The sequence below is a fragment of the Massilia mucilaginosa genome, assembly GCF_011682145.1.
GTDB lineage: Bacteria > Pseudomonadota > Gammaproteobacteria > Burkholderiales > Burkholderiaceae_D > Telluria_A > Telluria_A mucilaginosa.
On record NZ_WHJH01000003.1, the window covers coordinates 181,154 to 197,382 of the forward strand.

At 59.7% G+C, this 16,229-nt stretch carries 14 protein-coding genes; 11 read left to right on the forward strand and 3 right to left on the reverse strand.

The features are described 5' to 3' along the window. Nucleotides 1-57: 57 nt before the first annotated feature. Genes F2P45_RS04760 through F2P45_RS04770 form a run of 3 tightly spaced genes read left to right on the forward strand, consistent with a single transcriptional unit; the run spans nt 58 to nt 2,430 of the window. Entirely contained in the window at nt 58-870 is an 813-nt protein-coding gene (locus F2P45_RS04760; RefSeq protein ID WP_166871002.1) for an endonuclease/exonuclease/phosphatase family protein, read from the forward strand. Nucleotides 871-895: 25 nt separating this feature from the next. Next, a complete protein-coding gene (clsB, locus tag F2P45_RS04765; protein ID WP_166871004.1) occupies nt 896-2,056 on the forward strand; it encodes a cardiolipin synthase ClsB in 1,161 nt (386 codons plus the stop codon). Next, nucleotides 2,056-2,430: an RNA-binding S4 domain-containing protein gene (locus F2P45_RS04770; protein WP_166871006.1), complete on the forward strand. Its 375-nt coding sequence runs from the start codon at nt 2,056-2,058 to the stop codon at nt 2,428-2,430. The genes clsB and F2P45_RS04770 overlap by 1 nt, the downstream gene beginning before the upstream one ends. A 97-nt stretch (nt 2,431-2,527) precedes the next feature. On the opposite strand, the gene F2P45_RS04775 is transcribed toward F2P45_RS04770, so the two are convergent. After that, nucleotides 2,528-3,172: a beta/gamma crystallin domain-containing protein gene (locus F2P45_RS04775; protein WP_166871008.1), complete on the reverse strand. Its 645-nt coding sequence runs from the start codon at nt 3,170-3,172 to the stop codon at nt 2,528-2,530. A 601-nt stretch (nt 3,173-3,773) separates the two neighbouring features. Here F2P45_RS04775 and F2P45_RS04780 point away from each other — a divergent pair. From F2P45_RS04780 to F2P45_RS04805, 6 genes are all read left to right on the forward strand, one after another. Next, complete coding sequence (locus F2P45_RS04780) at nt 3,774-4,391, forward strand: TetR/AcrR family transcriptional regulator (RefSeq protein ID WP_166871010.1); 618 nt, start codon at nt 3,774-3,776, stop codon at nt 4,389-4,391. 103 nt (nt 4,392-4,494) lie between these two features. Continuing rightward, entirely contained in the window at nt 4,495-6,285 is a 1,791-nt protein-coding gene (locus tag F2P45_RS04785) for an acyl-CoA dehydrogenase C-terminal domain-containing protein (RefSeq protein WP_166871012.1), read from the forward strand. A gap of 114 nt (nt 6,286-6,399) precedes the next feature. Continuing rightward, complete coding sequence (locus F2P45_RS04790; RefSeq protein ID WP_166871014.1) at nt 6,400-8,796, forward strand: 3-hydroxyacyl-CoA dehydrogenase/enoyl-CoA hydratase family protein; 2,397 nt, start codon at nt 6,400-6,402, stop codon at nt 8,794-8,796. Between the two features lie 58 nt (nt 8,797-8,854). Continuing rightward, entirely contained in the window at nt 8,855-9,301 is a 447-nt protein-coding gene (locus F2P45_RS04795) for a PaaI family thioesterase (RefSeq protein WP_166871017.1), read from the forward strand. A 169-nt stretch (nt 9,302-9,470) separates the two neighbouring features. Then, on the forward strand, nt 9,471-10,667 hold the full coding sequence (locus F2P45_RS04800; protein WP_166871018.1) for an acetyl-CoA C-acyltransferase: 1,197 nt from the start codon (nt 9,471-9,473) through the stop codon (nt 10,665-10,667). A gap of 73 nt (nt 10,668-10,740) precedes the next feature. Continuing rightward, nucleotides 10,741-11,520: an enoyl-CoA hydratase gene (locus F2P45_RS04805; RefSeq protein WP_166871020.1), complete on the forward strand. Its 780-nt coding sequence runs from the start codon at nt 10,741-10,743 to the stop codon at nt 11,518-11,520. A gap of 482 nt (nt 11,521-12,002) precedes the next feature. Here F2P45_RS04805 and F2P45_RS04810 read toward each other — a convergent pair whose 3' ends face one another. Then, nucleotides 12,003-13,265, reverse strand: a complete 1,263-nt coding sequence (locus F2P45_RS04810; protein ID WP_166871022.1) for an AAA family ATPase — start codon at nt 13,263-13,265, stop codon at nt 12,003-12,005. Next, nucleotides 13,262-13,663: a CopG family ribbon-helix-helix protein gene (locus F2P45_RS04815; RefSeq protein WP_166871024.1), complete on the reverse strand. Its 402-nt coding sequence runs from the start codon at nt 13,661-13,663 to the stop codon at nt 13,262-13,264. Before F2P45_RS04815 ends, F2P45_RS04810 begins: the two co-directional genes overlap by 4 nt. 544 nt (nt 13,664-14,207) lie before the next feature. Between F2P45_RS04815 and F2P45_RS04820 the strand changes: the two genes are divergently transcribed. Continuing rightward, on the forward strand, nt 14,208-15,119 hold the full coding sequence (locus F2P45_RS04820) for a hypothetical protein (RefSeq protein ID WP_229504915.1): 912 nt from the start codon (nt 14,208-14,210) through the stop codon (nt 15,117-15,119). Nucleotides 15,120-15,360: 241 nt separating this feature from the next. Continuing rightward, nucleotides 15,361-16,167: a hypothetical protein gene (locus F2P45_RS04825; protein WP_166871026.1), complete on the forward strand. Its 807-nt coding sequence runs from the start codon at nt 15,361-15,363 to the stop codon at nt 16,165-16,167. Nucleotides 16,168-16,229: the final 62 nt, after the last annotated feature.

The following is a 16,229-nucleotide window of genomic DNA, read 5'->3' on the forward strand; positions in this document are numbered from 1 at the left end:
GCGCGCACGATAGGCTTCCTTCTGAAGAACATTCACCGAAGGGGTTAGAATGTTCCCATGAAGATTCGTGTCGCTACCTATAATATCCACAAAGGCGTGTCCTCCATCCGGAGCACACCACGCGTGCTGGCCCTGAAGAAGGCGATTGCCCAATTCGATGCGGAGGTCGTGTTCCTGCAGGAAGTGCAGGGCAAGCACGACCGCAACTCGGCCAAGTTCGGCGACGAGAGCCGCGGACACCGCCATTGGCCCGAGCGTGCCCAGCACGAATATTTCGCGGGCGACTCGCATCATTCTGCCTACGGCATGAACGCCGTCTACGATCACGGTCACCACGGCAACGCCTTGCTGTCGGCCTACCCGATCGGCGGCACGCACAACCATGACGTGTCGGACCATGCCTATGAACAGCGCGGTATCCTGCATTGCATCCTCGACACGCCCAAATGCCAGGTGCACTGCTACGTGGTCCACCTGGGGCTGTTCGAATCGGGACGCGGACGGCAGACCCAGGCGCTGATCGACTGCGTCAAGGCCTCGGCGCCGAATGGCGAGCCGGTCATCATCGCGGGCGACTTCAACGACTGGCGCAACACCCTCAGCGACAAGCTGCGCAATGAACTGGGCGTGGTCGAAGTGTTCGACGAACTCGGTGCGCGTTCGCGCCTGGGCGACCTGGTGCGCAGCTTTTCGGGACGCGAAAAAGCGGTCACGCCGGCGCGCACCTTTCCCGCCGCGCTGCCGTTTTTCCGCCTCGATCGCATCTATGTGCGCGGCTTCAAGGTGGACGCGGCCGAGGTCTTGCATGGTACCTTATGGGCGAAATTATCCGATCACGCCCCGATTGTGGCCAATCTCAAGCTGGCCTGAGGCTCTGCAACCAACCTGAAGCACTATGCGCTCGGTCCATTACACCGCCCACAACGACATCGCCCTGCTCGAAACCGGACTGGCATTCTTCCCCGCGTTGATTGCGGCAATTGATGCGGCGCAGTACGACATTTACTTCGAAACCTATATTTTTGCGGACGATGCCACCGGCCGCTCGGTGGCGGACGCCCTGTGCCGCGCCGGGCAGCGCGGCGTCAAGGTGCGCGTGGTCACCGACTGGTGGGGCACCGGGCACGCGCAGTCGACCCGCCTCGGCATCGCCTTTGCCGCCGCCAACGTGCGTTTTCGCGCCTTCAATGCCTGGTTCAAGCGCGGCGTGGCCCGCACCCACCGCAAGATCGTCGTGGTCGACCGCGAAGTGGCGTTTGTGGGCGGCATCAACGTCAACGACGACTGGTTTTGCGATTACGATCCGGGCAAGCGCCTGCCGGCGCCGCGCTGGGACTTTGCGGTGCAGGTGCGCGGCCCGCTGGTGGCCGCCATCCACCACGAAATGCAGACCCAATGGGCGCGCGTGGGCCATCTGGGCCTGATGAAGCGGATCGGCCTGTTCCGCGAAATGCGCAAGGACCAGTCGCTCGAAGGCGACAAGCCGATGCAGGCCGCCTTCGTGGTGCGCGACAGCTTGCGCAACCGCCACACCATCCAGCGCGCTTACCTGCATGCCATCGGCCACGCCAAGAAAAGCGTGCTGCTGGTCAATCCCTACTTTGCCCCCGGACATAAATTCCGCAAGGCGCTGGCCATCGCGGCCGAGCGCGGGGTCGAGGTGAAGTTGCTGATCGGCGTGGGCGAAATCAAGCTGCAAGACATGGTGGCGCGCTCGTTTTATCCGAAACTGCTCGACAGCGGGGTCGAAGTCTACGAATACCGCAAGACCCAGCTGCACGCCAAGGTAGCGGTGGTGGACGACGACTGGTCGACGGTCGGGTCGAGCAATTGCGATGGCTTGTCCTTGTTCTTGAACCAGGAAGCCAATGTGGTCGTCAAAGACCATGAATTCGCCCGCTCGATGCGCGAACACATCCGGCGCGGGATTGCGGACGGCGTCATGATTTGCCGGGAAGATTTTGAACACGTGGGATGGGTACGGCGCAGCGGTTACGAGGTGGCGTATTTCTTCTATAAAATGGCGATGCGGATTTTCGCTATAGGATATGCCTGATGGACAATGTACGAATAGATAAATGGTTATGGGCGGCGCGTTTCTTCAAGACGCGTTCGCTGGCGACGGACGCGGTCGATACGGGCAAGGTGCGCCTAGACGGCGAGCGCATCAAGCCGGCGCGCACGGTCAAGCTGGAGGACAAGCTCGCCATCGACAATGGCGCCGAGACGTGGGAAGTGCGGGTCCTGCGCATTTCGGACGTGCGCGGCGGTGCGCCGGTCGCGCGCACCTTGTACGAAGAGACGCAAGAGAGCGTGAGCAAGCGCGAGAACGATGCCGAGGCACGCAAGCTGTACCGCGAGCCGGGGACCACCATCAAGGGCCGGCCGACCAAGCGCGACCGGCGCGCGATCAGCAAGGCGGGGGAGTAGCCAGCCTTGTCGCCGCCGGCGGCGTCCCGTGCAAGCGGGACCGCATGCGGTCCCGCCATCCCCGGAGCGCAGCCTCGCGGCCGTCACCGGGTGTGTGCTATTTCCAGGTAAACGAGAAGACGTTTCCGTTCTGCGTATAGCTCAGGCTGGCCGACTCGTATTCAGGGATGTTCCTTGCATGAGGCGCGCCATCCTTCCAATAGAAGTGAAGCGAGCCGTTCGGGGATTCATATTCGCCGTTCGGTTTCCTGACGAAGATTGCGGTGACGATGGGCTTGGTGTCGATATCGCTCTCTTTCATCGTGGCGAATGCGCGCGGGATGTTCGGATCGGCTCCCTCCTCCGGTTCGGGGTTCGGTTGGATGACCGAGCCGAAGCCTGCGCTTTGAAGCGTCATGCTACGGCCCTGGCCGGTGCCGTCGCGGAACTCGAATAACAGGGCGTGCTGTCCGACTTTATTGAGCACGATAAAGGCGCTCATGCCGTCGATATCGATATTGCCCGTGTCGGCAGTCAGCTCTTTCGATGGGCTCCCGAAATTCGCACGATAGAACGCCACGACTTTGCATGCGGAGCCGACTTTCACTGAATTCAATTTGTCATTGAGGGGGCGGTAGCTGCGATAAATATCTACTTGTGCACCAAGCGTGGACAGATAAGCCTTGCCGTCAAAATTCCGGCCCTCGTAGAAAATAACCTGGTCGGGGCCGGGGGAAGTGAGCGTAGTTTCTGTCAATGACATAGTTTATCCTTGATAAAGTAACTTCATTTACCCTGTTTGCTCACCATGCGCCTTAGGGGCGACGCGCACGGTGCGGCGGCGTGATGTCCTTGTCCATCGCAACATTGCCAACAAAAAACCGACTCGGTCCGTCGGCTTGAAGCGTCGTTGGTGACATTTTGGCAAGCCCTGCGAATATTGCTTTGTGTGCAATATTACCCCTAATCCAATGGCGAAAAACCATCACAATGACGAGCTATCGCTGTCTGGCGAAGCTGTGCTTTGAACGTAGGCGCGGAGGCAGGTCGACTGCGCCGCTGGTTAGGACAATCCCGCTGGCTTGGGTCCGTCCGGTTCCACCAGATTTTTGCCGCCAAGCTGCATGAAGTGCACGGTCGCGCAAAAAACGGCATGTCGCCTGCCTGCATTGACGGTCGGCAACGCGCACCAAGCGCCTGGAAAATTCGCAGTTTTGCTGCATCGCAGCAATAGACCCCCACCTCTAAGTTCCCGTTTGACATTTGCTTTGTAGTGGATAATAGTACGAGCGTTCGGATTTATATTCAGCGGGTCGCATTTTTAACTACCAACGGGACCATCTATTAACACTTCAGTCAAATTCATGCGCAAGGGCGAGCTCACGCGGGCCGCCATCCTCGACGTCGCGCTCGACCTCGCCAGCCGCGACGGTCTCGAAGGGCTGACGATCGGTTTGCTCGCGGACAAAATGAACATGAGCAAGTCCGGCGTGTTCGCGCACTTCGGTTCGCGTGAAGACTTGCAGATGGAAGTGCTCAAGCTGTATCACCACCGGTTCGAGCAGGAAGTGTTTTTCCCGAGCGTCAAGGAGCCGCGCGGCATTTCGCGCCTCAAGGCCATGAATGCCCGCTGGATCAAGCGCGTCAGCGTCGAAATCGCTTCCGGCTGCATCTATATCAGCGGCGCGGTCGAATACGACGACCGTCCCGGCCCGATTCGCGAAGAACTGGTGTCGATGGTGCGTGCGTGGCAGGGAGCACTGCTAAGATGTGTGGAGCAGACCATCGAATGCGGCGACCTCAAGCCTGATACCGATGCCAACCAGATGGTCTACGAGATGTACGGCCTGATTCTGGCGCTGCACCACGATGCGCGTTTCCTGCGTCGTCCGGGCAGCGTCGATCGCGCGCGCAGCGGCTTCGAGCGCCTGATCATGAATTACCAGAATCCGTCCAGGAATCAACCGAATCAAGCGTCATAACCGAATCAAATCGCAGTAATCGAATCAAGTACCGAGTCATCACCTTGCCGGGTCCAGCAGTCGCTGGCCTGGTCATCAACCATACGTTCGTCAGGAGAAAATCATGGGTCAATACGTCGCGCCAATTCGGGATATGCAGTTCGTGCTGCACGAGTTCCTCAATGTATCCGACGAATTGAAGCAGTTGCCGAAATTCGAAGATGTCGACGCCGACATCATCAATCAGGTGCTGGAAGAGGGTGCCAAGTTCACGCAGGACGTGCTGTTCCCGCTGAACCACTCGGGCGACCGCGAAGGCTGCCACTATGATGCGGCGACCAAGTCGGTGACCACGCCAAAAGGCTTCAAGGAAGCCTACAAGCAGTACGTCGAAGGCGGCTGGGCCGCGCTCGCGTGCGACCCGGAATACGGCGGCCAGGGCTTGCCGGTCGTGCTGAACAACTCGTTCTACGAAATGCTCAACTCCTCCAACCAGGCCTGGTCGATGTACCCGGGCCTGTCGCACGGCGCCTACGAGTGCCTGCTGGAGCACGGCACCGAAGAACAGAAAAAAACCTATCTGCCGAAACTGGTCTCGGGCGAATGGACCGGCACCATGTGCCTGACCGAATCGCACTGCGGCACCGACCTGGGCATGCTGCGCTCCAAGGCGCTGCCGCAGGACGACGGTTCGTGGCTGATCACCGGCTCGAAGATCTTCATCTCGGCCGGCGAACATGACGTCGCCGAAAACATCCTGCACCTGGTGCTGGCCCGCGTGCCGGACGCACCGGAAGGCTCGAAAGGCATCTCGCTGTTCCTGGTACCGAAGTTCCTGCCGAACGCGGACGGCACTCTGGGCGAGCGCAATCCGATTTTCTGCGGCGCGATCGAAGAAAAGATGGGCATCCACGGTAACTCGACCTGCCAGATGAACCTGGACGGCGCCAAGGGCTGGATCATCGGCCAGCCGAACAAGGGCCTCAACGCCATGTTCGTGTTCATGAACGCGGCCCGCCTGGGCGTGGGCATGCAGTCGCTCGGCCTGACCGAAGTGGCGTACCAGAACGCGCTGGTGTATGCGAAGGACCGCATCCAGATGCGCAGCCTGTCGGGCGTCAAAGCCCCTGAAAAGCAAGCCGACCCGATCATCGTGCACGCCGACGTGCGCCGCATGCTGCTCACCGCCAAGGCCTACGCCGAAGGCGCGCGCGCATTCACGTCCTACGCCGCGCTGCAGATCGACCGCGAACTGCATCACCCTGACGAAGAAGTGCGCAAAGAAGCGGCCGACGAAGTCGCGCTGCTCACCCCAATCATCAAGGCCTTCATCACCGACAACGGCTGGATCGCGACCTCGGAAGCGATGCAGGTCTACGGCGGCCACGGCTACATCTCCGAGTGGGGCATGGAGCAGTACGTGCGCGACGCCCGCATCAACCTGATTTACGAAGGCACCAACACGATCCAGTCGCTCGACCTGCTGGGCCGCAAGGTCCTGATGGACAACGGCGCCAAGCTGCGCAAGTTCGGCGAGAAGATCAAGAACTTCGTCGAAGAAAACGGCACCGACGAAGCGCTGTCGGAATTCGTCACGCCGCTGGGCGACCTGGGCGACAAGGTCACCAAGCTGACCATGGAAATCGGCATGAAGGCCTTCCAGAATCCGGATGAAGTGGGCGCGGCGGCGGTTCCTTACCTGCGCGTTGTCGGTCACCTGATCTACAGCTACTTCTTCGCGCAGATGGCGAAGATCGCGCTGGCCAAGGAAGACTCGGGCGACAACTTCTACAAAGCCAAGCTGGCGACCGCGCGTTTCTACTTCGCGCGCCTGCAGCCGGAAACCGCAATGCTGATCCGCCAGGCGCGTTCCGGCTCGGCCAACCTGATGGCGCTCGACGCCGACTTGTTCTAATACGCCAAGTGCTCCCCGCTCTCCCGTCGTCCCCGCCGAGTGCCACCTTGGTGCGGGGACGACGCTAGTGGCAGCGGGATGCGCAGTCAGTACATTGAAAAACAAAGGAAAGCCATGACCAATTTCATCGTTAAAAAAGTCGCCGTGCTCGGCGCCGGCGTGATGGGTGCGCAGATCGCCGCCCACTGCGTCAACGCCAAGGTACCGGTCGTCCTGTTCGACCTGCCGGCCAAAGACGGCAACAAGAACGGCATCGTCCAGCGCGCCATCGACAACCTGAAAAAACTCAGCCCTGCGCCACTCGGCAACAAGGACGACGCTGCGCTGATCGAAATCGCCAACTACGAAGACAACCTCGAACTGCTGGCCGGCTGCGACCTGATTATCGAAGCCATCGCCGAGCGCATGGACTGGAAGCACGACCTGTACAAGAAGGTCGCACCGCACATCGCGCCGAACGCGATCTTCGCTTCGAACACGTCGGGCCTGTCGATCACCACCCTGTCCGACGGCTTCGACGCCGAACTGAAAGCGCGCTTCTGCGGCGTGCACTTCTTCAACCCGCCGCGCTACATGCACCTGGTCGAAATCATCCCGACCGAGTCGACCAGGCCCGAAATCGTCGACCAGCTCGAAGGCTTCCTGACCACCACCCTGGGCAAGGGCGTCGTGCGCGCCAAGGACACCCCTAACTTCATCGCCAACCGCGTCGGTATCTTCGGCATGCTGGCGATCATCCACGAAGCCGAAAAATTCGGCCTGACCGTGGACGTGGTCGACGACCTGACCGGCGCCAAGCTCGGTCGCGCCAAGTCGGGCACCTTCCGTACCGCCGACGTGGTCGGGCTGGACACGATGGGCCATGTGATCAAGACCATGCAGGACAACCTGGCCGACGATCCGTTCTTCTCCGTCTACAAAACCCCGGAGGTGCTGGCCAAGCTGGTCGCCGCCGGTGCGCTCGGCCAGAAAGCCGGCGCCGGTTTCTACAAAAAAGTCGGCAAGGAGATCTTGCGCTTCGACTTCGCCACCGGTGCCTACGTCGCCGGCGGCGGCAAGGCTGCCGACATCGTCGCCCGCATCCTGAAAGAAAAGGATCCGGTCAAGAAGATGAAAGCGCTGCGCGAGTCGACCAACCCGCAAGGCCAGTTCCTGTGGGCGATCTTCCGCGACGCCTTCCACTACATCGCCGTGCATCTCGGTTCGATCGCCGATAACGCGCGCGACGTCGACTTCGCGATGCGCTGGGGCTTCGGCTGGAACGTCGGTCCTTTCGAAACCTGGCAGGCATCGGGCTGGACCCAGATCGCCAACTGGGTCAAGGAAGACATCGACGCCGGCACCGCACTGTGCTCGGCTCCGCTGCCGGCATGGGTGTTCGAAGGCCAGGTCGCCGAGAAGGGCGTGCACACGCCTGAAGGTTCGTTCTCCGCATCGAAAAACGCTTACGTGCCGCGTTCCACGCTGGCCGTGTACGAGCGCCAGCCGTTCCGCGCACCGGTGCTGGGCGCCGGCGCTGTCGACGGCAAGACCGCCGGCGTGACCTTCCACGAAGACGACTCGGTGCGCATCTGGCACCAGAACGACGACGTGCTGATCATCTCGCTCAAGACCAAGATGCACGTCATCGGCGAAGGCGTGATCAACGGCCTGAAAATGGCGCAAGCCGAGGCTGAGAAAAACTTCAAGGGCCTGGTCATCTGGAATACCGACGCAGCCGAAGGCGGTGCCTTCTCGGCCGGCGCCGACCTGCAAGCCGCACTGCCGCTGTTCATGCAAGGCGGGGCCAAGGCCATGGAGCCGGGTATCGCGCTGCTGCAGGATACCTTCATGGCGATGAAATATTCGAGCATTCCGGTGGTCGCCGCGGTGGCGGGCCTGGCACTGGGCGGCGGCTGCGAAATGGCGCTGCACGCGTCCAAGCGCGTCGCTTCGATCGAATCGTACATCGGCCTCGTTGAAGTCGGCGTGGGCCTGATTCCCGCCGGCGGCGGCCTGAAAGAAGCGGCTGCGCGCGCTTCCGGCGAAGCCAAGGGTTCGGACGTCCTGCACTTCCTGAAAACCGGCTTCACCAACGCGGCAACGGCCAACGTGTCGAAATCGGCGCTGGAAGCCAAAGCGATGGGCTATCTGAAAGAAGACGACGTCATCGTCTTCAACCCGTACGAACTGCTGCACGTGGCGAAAGTCGAAGCGCGCGCCATGTTCGACGCCGGCTACCGTCCTCCGATGAAGAAGACGATCACCGCGACCGGCCGCTACGGCTGGGCGACCATCCGCGCGCAGCTGGTCAACATGCGCGACGGCGGCTTCATCTCCGCGCACGACTACAAGCTGGGCGACATGATCGCCGAGATCGTGAGCGGTGGCGACATCGACCAGGGCAGCCAGTTGAGCGAGCAGTGGTTCCTCGACATGGAGCGCAAGGCATTCCTCGAACTGCTGAACCATCCGAAATCCCAGGAACGGATCATGGGCATGATGCAGACCGGTAAACCGGTCCGCAACTGATCGGCCAATGTCGATCCTTAACCTGGCGTTCCGATGTTTACTGCGAGTGAGGCCGAGCATGGTGTATGACCGTATCAAGCAGCAAATGATGGACACGCTGCCGTTTGTGCAGCTGCTGGGAATCCGGATCGATGCGATCGGCAACGGCACCTCCGAGGTGTCGATGCCGGCCGACCCGAAACTGAACAACCACCTCGGCACGCAGCACGCCGGGGCCCTGTTTACGCTGGCCGAAACGGCCTCCGGCGCGGCCATGGCGGGCGCGTTCGCCGACCTGATTCTCGGTCTGCGGCCGGTGGCCAAGGAGTCGCGCATCCAGTACCAGAAAGTGGCCAAGGGCGCGACGCGCGCCAGCGGCCGCGTTCCGGGCGATGTGGCGGCGCTCAAGGCCACTTTGACAGCGGAAGGCAAGGTGGCGTTTCCGGTGGAAGTCGACGTGTTCGACGAACACGGCACCCTGGCGGCGCAGGTACAGGTTGACTGGTATTTGTCCGAAAAACGATAGGGAACCTCAAAAACCTACTGCGCGGCGCAATTTTCGCCCTGCGATGCTCACCGTACCTTCGTACGGCTGCGCTTCTCGGACGAAACTTGCACCGCTCGCTACGGTTTTTCGAGGCCCCCGGTGATCAGTGCATCCCCATTTCGAACCACAGAATTTTTGAGAGAACACTATGAGCAAACAACTTCAAGACGCCTACATCGTCTCCGCAACCCGCACCCCGATCGGCAAGGCGCCGCGCGGCATGTTCAAGTCCATGCGTCCGGACGACCTGCTGGTGCGCGTGCTGCAAAACGCCATGGCGCAGGCACCCGGCCTCGATCCGGCGCTGATCAACGACGCCATCATCGGCTGCTCGTTCCCGGAAGCCGAACAAGGCTTCAACATCGCCCGTATGTCGGTGCTGCTGGCCGGCCTGCCTAAAACCGTCGGCGGCGTGACCGTCAACCGTTACTGCGCCTCGGGCATCACCGCGATCGCCATGGCGGCCGACCGCATCCGCGTCGGCGAAGCCGATGTGATGATCGCCGGCGGCGTCGAATCGATGTCGATGGTGCCGATGATGGGCCACCACCCATCGATGAACATGAATATGTTCACCGACGAAAACGTCGGCATGGCCTACGGCATGGGCCTGACCGCGGAAAACGTGGCCAAGCAGTGGAAAGTGACGCGCGAACAGCAGGACGCGTTCTCGGTCGAGTCGCACCGCCGCGCCATCGCCGCGCAGCAGGCCGGCTTCTTCAAGGACGAGACCACCCCGGTCGAGATCATCACGCGCACCCCGAACCTGGCCACCGGCCAGGTCGACATCAAGACCCGCACGGTCGATACCGACGAAGGCGCGCGCGCCGATTCGACCATCGAATCGCTCGGCAAACTCAAGCCGGTGTTCGCGGCCAAGGGTTCCGTCACCGCCGCCAACAGCTCGCAGATGTCGGACGGCGCCGGTGCGCTGCTGATCGTCAGCGAAAAAATCCTGCGCGAGCATAACCTGACCCCGCTGGCCAAGTTCTCCTCGTTCGCGGTGCGCGGCGTGCCGCCTGAAATCATGGGCATCGGCCCGAAGGTGGCCATTCCCGCCGCCTGCGCCGCCGCCGGCATCACCCAGGATCAACTGGACTGGATCGAACTGAACGAAGCCTTCGCCGCGCAGGCGCTGGCGGTCATCGGCGACCTGGGCCTCGATCCGGCCAAGGTCAACCCGATGGGCGGCGCGATTGCGCTGGGCCACCCGCTGGGCGCGACCGGTGCGATCCGCGCCGCGACCGTGGTGCACGCACTGCGCCGCAATAACCTGAAGTACGGCATGGTCACCATGTGCGTCGGTACCGGCATGGGCGCGGCAGGCATTTTCGAACGCGTGTAAGCGTCGGTTAAACTATCGTTATCGAGGGCGCTGTGGATTATCCCCGGCGCCCTTTTCACTTTTTGGAGAATGCATGGATATTTTGACGAGCAAGGCCGAGGGCATCCTGACGATCGAATTCAACCGCGTCGAGCGCAAGAACGCGATCACCGGCGTGATGTACCAGGCCATGGCCGACGCCCTGGTCGACGCCGAAACCGACGACGCGGTGCGCGCGATCCTCATCGTGGGCAAGCCCGAGATTTTCACGGCCGGGAACGACCTGGACGACTTCATGAAAAATTCGGCCCCGGTCGACGGCGTGCCGGCCGACATGCGCCCGGTGTTCCAGTTCATGCGCGCGCTCTCCGGCAGCACCAAGCCGGTGGTGGCGGCGGTGTCGGGTGCGGCGGTCGGCATCGGCACCACCTTGCTGATGCACTGCGACCTGGTCTACGCTGCCGACAACGCCAAGTTCTCGATGCCGTTCTCGCAGCTCGGACTGTGCCCGGAATTCGCATCGAGCCTGCTGCTGCCGCAGCTGGCCGGTTTTCCGCGCGCGGCCGAAAAGCTGCTGCTCGGCGAAGCGTTCCTGGCGCAGGAAGCCTACGACATGGGCCTGGTGTCGAAAGTGCTGCCATTGGAAGAACTGCGTCCGTACGCGGCGCGCCAGGCCGCCAAGCTGGTGGCGCTGCCGGCCGCCTCGATCCGCGCGACCAAGTCGCTGATGAAGCGCTCGCGCAATGCGGCCATCACCGAGACCATGGGCGCCGAAAACGCCTTGTTCGGCGCCATGCTGCTCGCGCCCGAAGCGAAGGAAGCGTTCACCGCGTTCTTTGAAAAGCGCAAGCCGGATTTTTCGAAGTTTGCGTGATACCTTGTTTTGACAGCGCGCCTGCGCCGTTGACTGTCACAGAAGTCGGGATTTTTCTCGCATAAGTCGGGATTTTTTCGCATAAGTTGAACAAAAGTTATTCATGGGGAACTTTTTTTGCATTAGTTCAAGTATGCGGAGCAAAGACAATCCGCGCCACTAACCACGCCTGAGCCGTGTTGTTGGAAAAGACATCAAACGTTGATGCCCCGAGCTGCTTGCCAATGACCTGGCGCCCAACAGCAGCTCGTTTTTGTGCACCATCTGGTGCTGGATCCACGCCGGTGAGCACCTGCAGGTTGACCTGGGCGCCGGCCAGGCGCCAGCCACCAGCTGGTGCGCATCATCACCAGGTGCAGGCCAATGCGGCGATTGCGCGCGGCGCGCCGCCGGCAGTCCACCATACGAAGAGTAGAGCTACCGTGGCCAGTTAGATGTATAAGGGCTGGTACTATTGAAAACAAAGGTCCCGTTCATAGCACCTAGATATCCCAAATCTCCCCGTTGAAAAGCTGTTCGTCTATCTCGGGCGGATTCTTCTTGACCGCAGGATGGTTGGCGAACGCTTGGCGGATGGTTCGGACGGAGTCGTACGCCTCGATCACGATGTCCCGCTGCTTCCGGAATATTTCCTGGTCGAACGCGTCGGCATTCACCTTGTGCGCCGGCGCTTGGCGGAGCTTCCGGACTTTCTTGAAGCTGGCGATCATGGCTTTCATGGGGCCTTCGTCGGCTGCTCGGAACAGCTTGGCGAACCACGCTTCCAGTATCTGCACCGTTCCCTTGGGCTTGACCACGATCTTGCCATCGGCGCGTACCTCGTCGGTTTCGATTTCCACGTCGTTGCCGAAGAAGGCCTTGTCAATGTTGTCGGACATCATTTTGTCCAGGAGCAGGATGAAGTCGTTGAATTCCGCGACCGTCGGTCGGAGGAGAAATCCGAACTCCTTGGGGCGGTCCTCGCTGAACGAATTCCGGAACAGCGGGGGGCGTTTCATGAGCGCGCACATCTCATTTATCGTTTGCAATTCCATCACGAACGCTTCGAAGATCGAGATCCGCGTTCCCCAAGAACCCTCGATGGAAGACGCATAGTAATCGGGGTGGAGCTTGATGTTCCCGGAGACCTCCTTGGCATGCCATACCCGCTGGTGTTCCGGGCTGAGTTTCGAGAGGTAACGCAGGAAGACCGCCACGTACCGGTTCAGGTCGTCGTCGTACGCGAAGCCGAAGGTTTCGAGAAGTATCTGGTCGTGTTCGGCCATCTTTCCGGATTCGTAGTATGCATCTTCGATGCAGATCTGGCCGTGGATAAAGTCCGTGCTGTACGAGTAACGCGGATCGTTCCGGTAGTGTTCCAGGACCGACAGGTCGAACGTCCTGTAGTCGAGCTGCCCCCCGCCCTTGGCCAGCTCCAGCTCGTATGGGGCCTGCGCGTAGCCGGAGAGGCGAGGTGAACTTGCCAGCTTGCTGGGATGCGGGTAAAGGCAAGTATGGGACGGGTACTCGGCGGAATCGAAGACTTCAAGCACCTTCGCCGTCGGCATTTTGGAAAAGGGCTTGATGTGGGTGTTGCCGTGGAAGTTGGCGGTCAGGACCTCGTTCTCTATCCCCTTGCGCAGGACGGAGCGGAACTCGGGCGTATCCACGTCGAAAAAACCTTTTAACGCGTAGATCGGCATGCCGTTGAAATCTCCGGATTCGAAGTATTTCCGTTCCACGGCTTCGTAGATTTGGTCGATCATTTTTCAGTCCTGGTTAGATGCGAAAGTCGCGTGCGGTAGTCGCGGCATCCAATGATACCCGCCGCGCGCGGCAAGACTCCAGCATTCCCAATCTGATTCTTTAGCGCTGCTGCGCGGTGTGCCAGCCCTGGATCGAGAGGCGCGACCACTTGAGTTCGATTCAATGCTCCATATCGCGCGAATACCGCATCTACTTCGTCGTCGGTCGCGAATTCGCCACGGTCCGCAGCGGCAATGGCTAGCTGGAGATCGTCGATCTGCGGGACCCGCCATCCGGTGTACTCTCTCAGCGCATCTTCGGTAATCGAGGAGAGCGACTGTCCGGGGACCTTCGAGAGCGCGGAGACGGTGGCCCCGAAGTCGTCGGGCAGGCGCGCGCTTACGGTAGCTGTTTTCATACTGGTTGTCTTACAATGTACTACAGGAAACTATAAGCACGGCCCTATTAATTGCAAGGCCGGACTCAGCCAACATTCACAGCCGGAGCCGCACCGCATGAATTTCCCCTTGGGGCACCGCCCGCTCGGAAAACGGCCGAACGTCCGCAATGAGATAGCGAGGATCAAGCGCGATCCCCTGGAGCCTTGGTTCGAAGGGTTGGGACACGACTTGAATCCGGTAATCAGTACCGGGTACAGACATATCCCGCTACCGCGACGCGTACCACCTCTACTTCCTCTCGGCACGACGCTTCCTAACGAACATGTCGGTCGTCGCGCGCTACATGGCTTCGGCGCACTCCGCCAGGAAATACCGGGTGGCTTACACGCCCCACGAGCGGAAGATTGCCGACAAGTACCGGGAGATAGCGCCATATACCGAACTGGAAATCATCAACTGCTTGATCCATGCAAGGATACTGCTGGACCGCGTAGCCGCCATGTCGAGCCGTCACCCGCCGCGCATAACGCTGCCGAAAGGTGGCTTGAAAAGGAAATGCGGTTGAGCTATTCTCCACATACGGGCCGTCTGGGCCTGACCTGCCGCCGGGTCAAAGCAGACGTAGCAAAAAATCTAATCGATCCTTCAATCGAAGGTCGGTGTGTAATCGGTGGACACCGGCCATTTATTGATTGGAGTTTCGTTATGTCGTCCCTTCCCTTCGTCAAAGCGTCTGTCGCGTCTGTCAAAAATGCACTGCGCGATGAATTTCCCACTGTAGGTTCTGCCCATCTGAGTGAAGCATTAGCCGCGTCACTTGGTTTCGGCACCCACGCAGCATTGTTGGCCGCATTGCCTAAATTTGAGGCTGATCCGGACTTTGTACTACTCGATGACGAAAAGTTCGATGCCAAATTATTAGCGCTGGGTCATCAGGCGGACATTGAATTTAGTTTTGAACTGCTGGATCTTCCTGTTCTGCTCATCACGACATGCAAACGGGCCTACGAGATCGAATATAAGAGTTCGCGGGATAGAGCGTGGCGCAATTTGATTACTTGCGCCGTTAATGAAGGACTGCGTCGGCGCCTGTTTAGTTTGCGGGCGCATGACAATCGCTGGCCCGGCTGGACTGAACAGCGCGACCAAAGCACGGTCCGCGGGATTGTCTTCGATTTCGAACTGCCAGGCGGGCTTCCTGCAAAAGCGTATGTCGCTGACGCAGGATTTTCAGAGCTGGCCATAAACGTGGCAGTGTTGCCGACGGAACGCGCAGAGAGTTGGGTGCGCTCATATGACGCCGGATTTTCCGCTGGAGACGCTTTTGCGGCGAGCTGGCTGGAAAGGGAGCGGGGTGCGTGGATTCAATCATCGACCACCAGTTTCAAGTGCAGGAAGGCGCTTCTAAGTCAGCTCGCCTCAATTGATGTGAGGCCCGCCGGCTTCGGGGACCGAGGCCGCGTGATCATGTAGAGGACACGTGACGAAGACGGTGCTGGATCCCAGCACCGTCTTCGTCGCATTCAGTCATCGCAGTCGCCCCCATGTCGCGAAGCATTCTGAAAAATCTTGTAGTTCCGAGCGGAGATACTAAGCTCACGTTGCGATTGGAAATGATTTGACGAGCTAGCATCCAGCGACGCCGGCTGCCAGAGGTGACCAGGCGCGCGTGGAAATTTTTCCCCATGGTTGCAATCCTTTATAAGGCACGACAATGAACGAAAATACCCATGATGAAAATCCAGTTGGATCCCCCGGATACCATGCCCTCGATGCTGTTCGATTGCATGGCCGGCTCTACCATGCATACCAGAATTGCGTGGGTTTTCGCACTTTGAAAGTGGCTTTTGTCCCACCTGTTCTGCACTGGTACAACTACCTACTTTGGATCACCACCGTAGTGCCGCCCTTCATCCTCTTTACGCTACTTTATCTTGACTGGAGATTCGCATGGCTAAACCCATTTATACAGGGGGTGGTGATGTACGTCTGTGTCCGCCCAATCGTCAATAAATGCTTAAGGATGGGGCTTCCAGAAGACTATCGTTCGGTCGGTATCACTGGGAGCGGTACTTCTCAGCCGAGTTACCTTCATTCTTCCTTGCTGCGTCTCAAGTGGTTCCAGGACAAAATCTTTGCAACTGAAAAGCCGACAAAAGCCCAGATAGAATCATGTATTTCGTTTATTGAACTCGTTGAAAAGGACTTGCCGACAACAGGTGTCGCGTACTTTCGGCACCCAATCGCCCTTCTGTTGCTAGGCATAGTGGTCTATCTCGTGAATGCGAAAGTCGGGTCAATGATCACACTCGCCATCGTGAGCTTCGAAAGGCTTTCAATTTTGATCGGAATTTCTGTGGCTTGGATCTTCGGGATGGGATGGTTAGTCTTCTCGTTGAAGCATGCAAGGGCAGAAACTCGCTGGATTTTCTTGCGCTATTTGCGTTGGACAGCGCTTTCCATGAGCATGGAAGATGAGTCAAAACCATCGAGCGCTACTTTGATCTCGGTGGCGGCGTAGCCAGCCAAAGTCGAGACAACCAATTCGTAATCATTACTAGAGCAGTGAAATCCGTATCGGCG

Excerpts from the sequence above, each read along its gene's own strand:
- F2P45_RS04760 (WP_166871002.1), top strand. The coding sequence starts at position 58 with ATGAAGATTCGTGTCGCTACCTATAATATCCACAAAGGCGTGTCCTCC.
- clsB (WP_166871004.1), top strand. The coding sequence starts at position 896 with ATGCGCTCGGTCCATTACACCGCCCACAACGACATCGCCCTGCTCGAA.
- F2P45_RS04770 (WP_166871006.1), top strand. The coding sequence starts at position 2,056 with ATGGACAATGTACGAATAGATAAATGGTTATGGGCGGCGCGTTTCTTC.
- F2P45_RS04775 (WP_166871008.1), bottom strand. The coding sequence starts at position 3,172 with ATGTCATTGACAGAAACTACGCTCACTTCCCCCGGCCCCGACCAGGTT.
- F2P45_RS04780 (WP_166871010.1), top strand. The coding sequence starts at position 3,774 with ATGCGCAAGGGCGAGCTCACGCGGGCCGCCATCCTCGACGTCGCGCTC.
- F2P45_RS04785 (WP_166871012.1), top strand. The coding sequence starts at position 4,495 with ATGGGTCAATACGTCGCGCCAATTCGGGATATGCAGTTCGTGCTGCAC.
- F2P45_RS04790 (WP_166871014.1), top strand. The coding sequence starts at position 6,400 with ATGACCAATTTCATCGTTAAAAAAGTCGCCGTGCTCGGCGCCGGCGTG.
- F2P45_RS04795 (WP_166871017.1), top strand. The coding sequence starts at position 8,855 with ATGGTGTATGACCGTATCAAGCAGCAAATGATGGACACGCTGCCGTTT.
- F2P45_RS04800 (WP_166871018.1), top strand. The coding sequence starts at position 9,471 with ATGAGCAAACAACTTCAAGACGCCTACATCGTCTCCGCAACCCGCACC.
- F2P45_RS04805 (WP_166871020.1), top strand. The coding sequence starts at position 10,741 with ATGGATATTTTGACGAGCAAGGCCGAGGGCATCCTGACGATCGAATTC.
- F2P45_RS04810 (WP_166871022.1), bottom strand. The coding sequence starts at position 13,265 with ATGATCGACCAAATCTACGAAGCCGTGGAACGGAAATACTTCGAATCC.
- F2P45_RS04815 (WP_166871024.1), bottom strand. The coding sequence starts at position 13,663 with ATGAAAACAGCTACCGTAAGCGCGCGCCTGCCCGACGACTTCGGGGCC.
- F2P45_RS04825 (WP_166871026.1), top strand. The coding sequence starts at position 15,361 with ATGAACGAAAATACCCATGATGAAAATCCAGTTGGATCCCCCGGATAC.